Genomic DNA, 7,147 nt, shown 5'->3' on the forward strand with positions numbered 1-7,147 from the left:
TCCCGGCCCGCTGGTCGTAATGTTCGCTCGTCGATAGAGACGCTTACATGGGCTTGCGTGGCGACCTGTCGATCCGCACGTCACATCCGCACGTCGCATCCGCACGTCACGCCTGATTCATCCACACCCATCCACACCCAGCCACACTCATCCACGGGGGAAACCAATGCCGCTCGCCGCCCTGAGACGCGCCGCCAAAGAGTCCGTCTCCGGTCTTCCCCGTGCGTTCTGGTGGCTGTGGACCAGCACCCTCGTCAACCGGCTCGGTGCCTTCGTCGCCACCTTCATGGCGCTCTATCTGACCATCGACCGCGGCTACTCCGCGACGTACGCCGGTCTCGTCGCCGCCCTGCACGGCCTCGGCGGCGTCGTCTCCTCGATCGGTGCGGGCGTCATGACCGACCGGCTCGGGCGGCGGCCCACGCTCCTCATCGCCCAGTCGTCCACGGCCCTCTCCGTCGCCCTCCTCGGCTTTATGAAGGACCCCCTGGCCATCGCGGCCGTCGCCTTCCTCGTCGGCATGGCGAGCAACGCGTCCCGGCCCGCCGTCCAGGCGATGATGGCCGACATCGTCCGCCCCGAGGACCGGGTGCGGGCCTTCTCGCTCAACTACTGGGCGATCAACCTCGGGTTCGCGATCTCGTCCGCGGGCGCGGGCTTCATCGCCGAGTTCAGCTACCTCGCCGGGTTCCTCATCGAAGCCGTGATGACCATGGTCTGCGCCATCGTCGTCTTCGCGAAGCTGCCGGAGTCACGGCCCGTGCGGACCGCCCTGGAGAAGGCGTCGGAACCGGACGTCGGTCTCGGGACCGTCCTGCGCGACGGGCGCTTCATGGGTGTCGTCGGGCTGTCTTTCCTCATCGCGGTGATCTTCCAGCAGGGCGCCGTGGGGCTGCCCGTCGCGATGGGTGAGGCCGGGTTCACGCCCGTCGACTATGGAATGGCCATCGCCGTCAATGGCGTGCTGATCGTCGCTCTTCAGATTCCCGTCACGCGCTTCATCGAACACCGCGACCCGCAGCGGCTGTTGATCATCTCCGCGCTGCTCGCCGGTTACGGCTTCGGGCTCACCGCGTTCGCCGGGTCCATCGGCGTCTTCGCCCTCACCGTGTGCGTCTGGACCCTCGCCGAGATCGTCAACGCCCCCACGCAGACCAGCCTCGTCGTGCGCCTTTCGCCGACCCACGGCAGGGGGCGCTACCAGGGCATGTACAGCCTGTCGTGGGCCGTCGCCGCGCTCGTCGCCCCGCTGATGTCCGGCGTCGTCATCGACCACTTCGGCGCCCAGTGGCTCTGGGGCACCTGCGCGGTCGTCGGGACCGTCGCCGCGCTCGGGTACTGGTCGCTCATGCGGGGGCTTCCGGCCGAGGAGACGGAGACGGAGGTGGTGGTGGGCGCGGGGCCGACTCCCGCAGCGCCGACCACCGCCCCCGCCTCCGTGCAGGAGACCCACTCGCCTACTGGGTGAAGCTCTCGCCTACCGGGTGAAGTTGAGGTACTTCCACGCCCCGTGCGTCGTCGAGTTCACGTTGTCGCCCGACGACGCGTTGATGTACGACGAACGCACCCGCGCCTTGATACCCGACTGGCCGGGACCCTCCAGGCGGACGGTGCAGGTGCCGTCCGCGTTCAGCTTGAAGTACTCGGGGCTGCCCCCGGACCGCCACGCGCCGTTCGCGTGCACCTGGAGCTGGAAGCGCTGCTTGCGGCCCTTGTAGTACGTCATCGACGTCTTGAAGACCGGGTCGGCGTTCTTGTGGAACCAGTAGTACTTCGTGGAGCCGATCTTGCCCGTCTTGTAGTGCTTGGAGACGGCCGTGGAGACCTTGACCTTGGCGTACGCCGTGGACGTGGCCTTCTTCGAGCCGTAACGCGCGTCGCCCGCGAAGACGGCGGTGACGGTCGTGTCGCGCTTCATGTCCACGGTGGCGGAGATGTTGCCGCTGGAGTTGACCTTCCCGGTCTTGACCAGCTTGTTGGGCTTGTCGCCGCCGTAGGGGTTGGCCCAGATCTCGACCGTGCGGTTCTTGTACGTCGAGCCGAGGTGCGCGGTGAAGGAGACGTCGGCGCCGTAGCCGTAGACCTTGCCGTTCTTGTTCAGGGTCAGCTTGGTCGCGGTCCGCGAGACGTCCACCGTGTCCGACGCGGATGCCGCGGCGTGCGTGGCGTCGCCCGCGTACGCGACCTTGTACTTCACCTTGCCGCCCGCGGGCGGCGTGTCGGTGAACGAGAAGGAGCCGTCCGCCTTGGTCTTCACCGCGGGCAGCTTCTTGCCGTCCGGGGACTCGACGTCCGTGCGCGTGACGGCCAGTTCGGTCCCGGCGGGCAGCCCTGCCGTGTCGGTGAGCTTGCCGGTGACGGTGAGGGACTTGGCGCGGGGCGCCTTCGTGGGGGCGTCCACCGTCAGGGTGGGCAGCGACTTGGCCGGGTCGTTCAGGACCCGCAGCGAGAAGGCGCCCTGGCCGTTGTCGGAGACCGCGAAGAGCCGGCTGCCGTCCGGCGCCCAGGCGAGCCCGCCCTCGGCCAGCGTGTCGCCGCCGCTGCTGCCGCTGGTGTTCGGGAACTCGTACTCCCGGACCTTGGACCACTTGCCCTGCTGGTAGATGTGCACGTCGGGCCCGTACCAGGAGAAGGTGCCCGCGGCCACGGTGCCGTCCGGGGCGATGTCCACGGCGGAGCCGTAGTCGCCCGAGTCGTAGCGGCCCAGCGGCGACAGGTCCTTCGTGGAGTACACCGGGTGGTAGTACGGGGAGCCGCTCGCCGTGACGATCTGGGTCCCGTCGGGGGAGACCGCGATGTCGTCGAAGAAGCCGCCCTCCACCGACTTGCTGACCTTCAACTCCGGCTTCGGGCCCGAGACGTCGTACACGGTCAGGGTGTCGTTGCTGGTCACCTTCTCGCCCGCGACCAGGATCCCCGAGTCGGGGTCGGAGCCGAGCTCGGGCGCGGCGTAGAAACTCGCCTCGCCGTCCTGGTCGAGCGCGACGACCGGCTCACCGCCGGAGAAGTCAAGCGAGCCGATGCCGCCCTCGGCGTCGGGCCCGTAGCCGAACCACAGCTTGCCGCTCGCCAGCGCGAGCGTGCGCGGCTTCTCGGCGCCGTCGAGCGCGTAGCTCGCGCTCTGCGTGTACGAGGACGTCTCCACGGAGACGATCCGGTTGAGCCCCGCCACGGCCGCGTACACCTGGCCGGAGTCGGGCGAGAGCACGAGGCCCTCGACGTCCGGCAGCCCGTCCAGGGTGGCCTTGACCGTGCCCGCGTAGTCCGTGACGACGATCTTGCCGCCCTTCGGGTCGGAGACGTAGACGCGCTGGTGCTCGCCGTCCACGAGAACGTCACCCGAGGACTTCACGTTCAGAAGCTTCGATGAGTCCGCCACCGCCTGGCCGGACGCCGTCGCGACCAGGGCCGCGGAACTGAAGAGGACCGCGAGCGCTGTCGCGGTCGAGATGGTGCGCGTACGCACGGTATGTGACCCCCCACATAAGAAGAACCCAGGTCAGAGACCCGGGACTTGATTCCCCTGCACAGCGAACTCACAGTAAGGCATTTCTGTGAAGGTTGTGCAGAGAGTTTCGTGGGTGAGCTTGGGTGAACTCCCGGAGTTCCGTGCGGAGTTTCGCGGGCGGTGATCCGGAACGCCGGGCCCTGCGCACGCGCGTGTGCGCCGTTGGTGCGCCCCTCTCAGTGGGCATGGAACGGACAACAGCTGGAACTGGCAACAGCTGGAACGGGCAACAGATGGAACGGGCAACAGGCAACAGGCAGTGCGCCTTCGCCGTAAGCCTGCGCAGTACGCCTTCGTAGTACGCCTTCGCAGTACGCCTTCGAGGAGGAGACCCATGGCTGAGTCCCCGATGACCGAACCCGTCCCCGAGCAGCCCGCCGATTCGTCGGGCCTGCCCGCGCTCGTACTGCTCGGCGCCTGCGGCTGCGGCTCGGGCTGCGGCTGCGGCTGCCAGTCGGGCGGACCGTGCCAGTGCGGCGGCTGCGGCTGAAGCTGAAGCCGAGGCACTCGGAGCAGAGCAAAGGGGTGTGCCCCGCACCGATCGTGCGGGGCACACCCCTTTGCGCGCGCGTCGGCCGGTGTAGGGCTCAGGCGCCTTCCACGGGCGTGCCCGTGGGCTGGATCTCGTCCGCGTGCTCGCCCGTGACCAGGTAGACGACCCTCTTCGCCACCGACACCGCATGGTCGGCGAAGCGCTCGTAGTAGCGGCCGAGGAGCGTCACGTCCACGGCCGTCTCGATGCCGTGCTTCCAGCGGTCGTCCATCAGGTGCTGGAAGAGCGTGCGGTGCAGCAGGTCCATCTCGTCGTCGTCCTGCTCGAGCTGGAGCGCCAGGTCGACGTCCTTCGTGATGATGACCTCCGCCGCCTTGGCCATGAGCCGCTGCGCGAGCTGCCCCATCTCCAGGATCGTCGCGTGCAGGTCGTGCGGCACGGCCGACGCCGGGAAGCGCAGGCGGGCCAGCTTCCCGACGTGCTGTGCGAGGTCGCCCGCGCGCTCCAGGTCGGCGCTCATCCGCAGCGAGGTGACGACGATGCGCAGGTCGGTGGCGACCGGCTGCTGCCGTGCCAGAAGGGCTATCGCGCGCGCCTCCAGCTCGTGCTGCAGATCGTCGACCTTCTGGTCAGCGGCGATCACGCTCTCGGCCAGCTTCAGATCGGCGTCGAGCATGGCCGTGGTGGCGCGCCCGATCGCGGACCCGACAAGGCGGGCCATCTCGACCAGGCCTTCGCCGATCGAGTCAAGTTCCTCGTGGTACGCGTCCCGCATGTGGATGTCCCTCTCTAGTACGACCCGGGGGCTGACCCCCACGCTCCCACGGTGCGCGTCGGACGCGTCCGTTTCCGACATCCCGAATGAACCGCCCCTGTCACCGAGGTGAACTGTGGGCGACGTCCGACGCGCACCCGGGAGTCGCCCCGGCGCGGACCGGGGTAACCCGTTCGGCCGAAGTGAACCAACACCGTCCCCTCGGTGAACTCTGGGCGACGAGTGTTCGAGGCGGCACCCGGATGGCTGGGGCTGGTGCTCATCCGGCGCATAACCTGGAGGCATGGACGTGAACGCGGCGGTCGCCGCAGCGGCAGCGATCGCCGGAGTGTGCACCGGTGTCATCGCCATGCTGGCGTTCCGCTGGAGCGAGCGCGACCTGAAACGCCCCACCCGGACCTCCCTGCACACAGACCCCGTACTGCCGCCGGGCGTCGACACGGTTCTCTCCGTGCTCCGCTCGTCCGCCGTCGTCCTCGACGAGGCGGACAGCGTGGTGAAGGCCAGCTCGGCGGCGTACGCCCTCGGCCTGGTCCGCGGCGGCAAGCTCGCCGTGGAGCCCATGCTCCAGATGGCGCGCGACACCCGCCGCGACGGCGAGATACGCCAGGTCGAGCTGGACCTGCCACGGCGCGGCACCGGCCGGGGCGAGGCCCTCGCCGTCTCCGCACGCGTGGCCCCTCTCGGCTCCCGCCTGGTGCTTCTCCTCGTGGAGGACCTCACAGAGGCCCGCCGCATCGAAGCCGTACGACGCGACTTCGTGGCGAACGTGAGCCATGAGCTCAAGACCCCGGTGGGTGCGCTCTCCCTGCTCTCCGAGGCCGTCATGGACGCGTCGGAGGACCCCGAGGCCGTGGAACGCTTCGCGGGCCGCATGCAGATCGAGGCGACCCGCCTGACCAGCCTCGTCCAGGAGCTCATCGACCTCTCCCGGGTCCAGAACGACGACCCCTTGGAGGACGCCGAACCCGTCCGTGTCGATGAGCTGGTGGCGGAAGCGATCGACCGCAGCCGTCACCAGGCCTCCCACAAGCAGATCACCATGGCCGCGGGCGGCACCGCCGACCTGCGGATATGGGGCAACCGCGGCCAGCTCGCCGCGGCACTCGGCAATCTCGTCGAGAACGCCGTCAACTACTCGCCCGCCCGCACCCGCGTCGGCATCGCCGCCCGCCGGGTCAACGCGCCGGGCGGAGACCTCATCGAGGTTGCCGTCACCGACCAGGGGATCGGCATCTCCGACAAGGACAAGGAGCGCATATTCGAGCGCTTCTACCGGGTGGACCCGGCCCGTTCCCGGGCCACCGGCGGCACCGGCCTCGGCCTCGCCATCGTCAAACACGTGGCCGCCTCGCACGGCGGGGAGGTCACCGTGTGGAGCTCCGAGGGACAGGGCTCCACCTTCACCCTGCGGCTGCCCGAAGCAGCCGCTGCCCGCGACCGCGGATCCGGTCACGGCGGAGACGGCAGCGCAGCCGACACCGCACGGCCCGACGAGACCACTGCGTACGAACCCATTCCTGCCCCGGAGGTCCTTCCGTGACCCGAGTGCTCGTCGTCGAGGACGAGGAATCCTTCAGCGACGCCCTGTCCTACATGCTCCGAAAAGAGGGTTTCGAGGTCGCCATCGCGGCCACCGGCCCGGACGGCCTCGACGAGTTCGAGCGCAACGGCGCCGACCTCGTCCTACTCGACCTGATGCTGCCGGGTCTGCCCGGCACGGAGGTCTGCCGCCAGCTGCGCAGCCACTCCAACGTCCCGGTGATCATGGTCACCGCCAAGGACAGCGAGATCGACAAGGTGGTCGGCCTCGAAATAGGAGCCGACGACTACGTCACCAAGCCTTTCTCGTCGCGCGAACTGGTGGCCCGCATCCGCGCGGTCCTGCGCCGCCGCGGCGAGCCCGAGGAGGTCGCCCCGCAGGCCCTGGAGGCGGGCCCGGTCCGCATGGACGTGGACCGTCACGTGGTCACCGTCTCCGGCTCCAAGGTCGACCTGCCCCTCAAGGAGTTCGACCTCCTGGAGATGCTCCTGCGCAACGCGGGCCGCGTCCTGACCCGCATGCAGCTGATCGACCGCGTCTGGGGCGCGGACTACGTGGGCGACACCAAGACCCTCGACGTCCACGTCAAGCGCCTGCGCGCCAAGATCGAGCCGGACCCGGGGGCGCCGCGCTACCTGGTGACGGTGCGGGGCCTGGGCTACAAGTTCGAGCCGTAGGCCGCACCCCGGTAGACGCACAGACGGGAGGGGGGGGGGGGGGGGGGGGGGGGGGGGGGGGGTCTTTCCCTTCTGTTTCTTTTGTCTGTTGTGTTCTGTTTGCTCTCTTCTTCTTTTTTTGCCCGCCTCTCCGCCCTCCCTTCTTTCTTCC

The 7,147-nt window shown here is 69.1% G+C and carries 6 protein-coding genes; 4 read left to right on the forward strand and 2 right to left on the reverse strand.

From position 1 onward, the window contains the following. Positions 1 to 166: 166 nt before the first annotated feature. Positions 167 to 1,468 carry an MDR family MFS transporter gene (locus tag ACZ5CR_RS34545; RefSeq protein WP_468864915.1) on the forward strand — a complete coding sequence of 434 codons (1,302 nt, stop codon included), beginning with the start codon at positions 167 to 169 and terminating at the stop codon, positions 1,466 to 1,468. A gap of 9 nt (positions 1,469 to 1,477) precedes the next feature. On the opposite strand, the gene ACZ5CR_RS34550 is transcribed toward ACZ5CR_RS34545, so the two are convergent. Continuing rightward, complete coding sequence (locus tag ACZ5CR_RS34550; protein WP_468864918.1) at positions 1,478 to 3,466, reverse strand: WD40 repeat domain-containing protein; 1,989 nt, start codon at positions 3,464 to 3,466, stop codon at positions 1,478 to 1,480. A 376-nt stretch (positions 3,467 to 3,842) separates the two neighbouring features. On the opposite strand from ACZ5CR_RS34550, the gene ACZ5CR_RS34555 reads away from it, so the two are divergent. After that, positions 3,843 to 3,998: a hypothetical protein gene (locus tag ACZ5CR_RS34555; protein ID WP_468864920.1), complete on the forward strand. Its 156-nt coding sequence runs from the start codon at positions 3,843 to 3,845 to the stop codon at positions 3,996 to 3,998. Between the two features lie 97 nt (positions 3,999 to 4,095). Here ACZ5CR_RS34555 and phoU read toward each other — a convergent pair whose 3' ends face one another. Continuing rightward, positions 4,096 to 4,776 (reverse strand): phosphate signaling complex protein PhoU, encoded by a 681-nt coding sequence (phoU, locus tag ACZ5CR_RS34560; protein ID WP_468864923.1) that lies wholly within the window; start codon positions 4,774 to 4,776, stop codon positions 4,096 to 4,098. 283 nt (positions 4,777 to 5,059) lie between these two features. Between phoU and phoR the strand changes: the two genes are divergently transcribed. Together phoR and phoP are read left to right on the forward strand one after the other, a co-directional pair. Beyond that, the gene (gene phoR / locus ACZ5CR_RS34565; protein WP_468864925.1) at positions 5,060 to 6,319 is read left to right on the forward strand and encodes a two-component system sensor histidine kinase PhoR; all 1,260 of its coding nucleotides are present in this window, start codon (positions 5,060 to 5,062) and stop codon (positions 6,317 to 6,319) included. Further along, positions 6,316 to 6,996, forward strand: a complete 681-nt coding sequence (gene phoP / locus ACZ5CR_RS34570; RefSeq protein ID WP_383276627.1) for a two-component system response regulator PhoP — start codon at positions 6,316 to 6,318, stop codon at positions 6,994 to 6,996. Before phoR ends, phoP begins: the two co-directional genes overlap by 4 nt. Positions 6,997 to 7,147 lie beyond the last annotated feature (151 nt).

Source organism: Streptomyces sp. NPDC031274 (genome assembly GCF_055570235.1).

What these genes read in the sequence shown, in the direction of transcription:
- ACZ5CR_RS34555 (WP_468864920.1), top strand. Translation starts at nt 3,843, where the DNA reads ATGGCTGAGTCCCCGATGACCGAACCCGTCCCCGAGCAGCCCGCCGAT.
- phoR (WP_468864925.1), top strand. Translation starts at nt 5,060, where the DNA reads ATGGACGTGAACGCGGCGGTCGCCGCAGCGGCAGCGATCGCCGGAGTG.
- ACZ5CR_RS34545 (WP_468864915.1), top strand. Translation starts at nt 167, where the DNA reads ATGCCGCTCGCCGCCCTGAGACGCGCCGCCAAAGAGTCCGTCTCCGGT.
- phoU (WP_468864923.1), bottom strand. Translation starts at nt 4,776, where the DNA reads ATGCGGGACGCGTACCACGAGGAACTTGACTCGATCGGCGAAGGCCTG.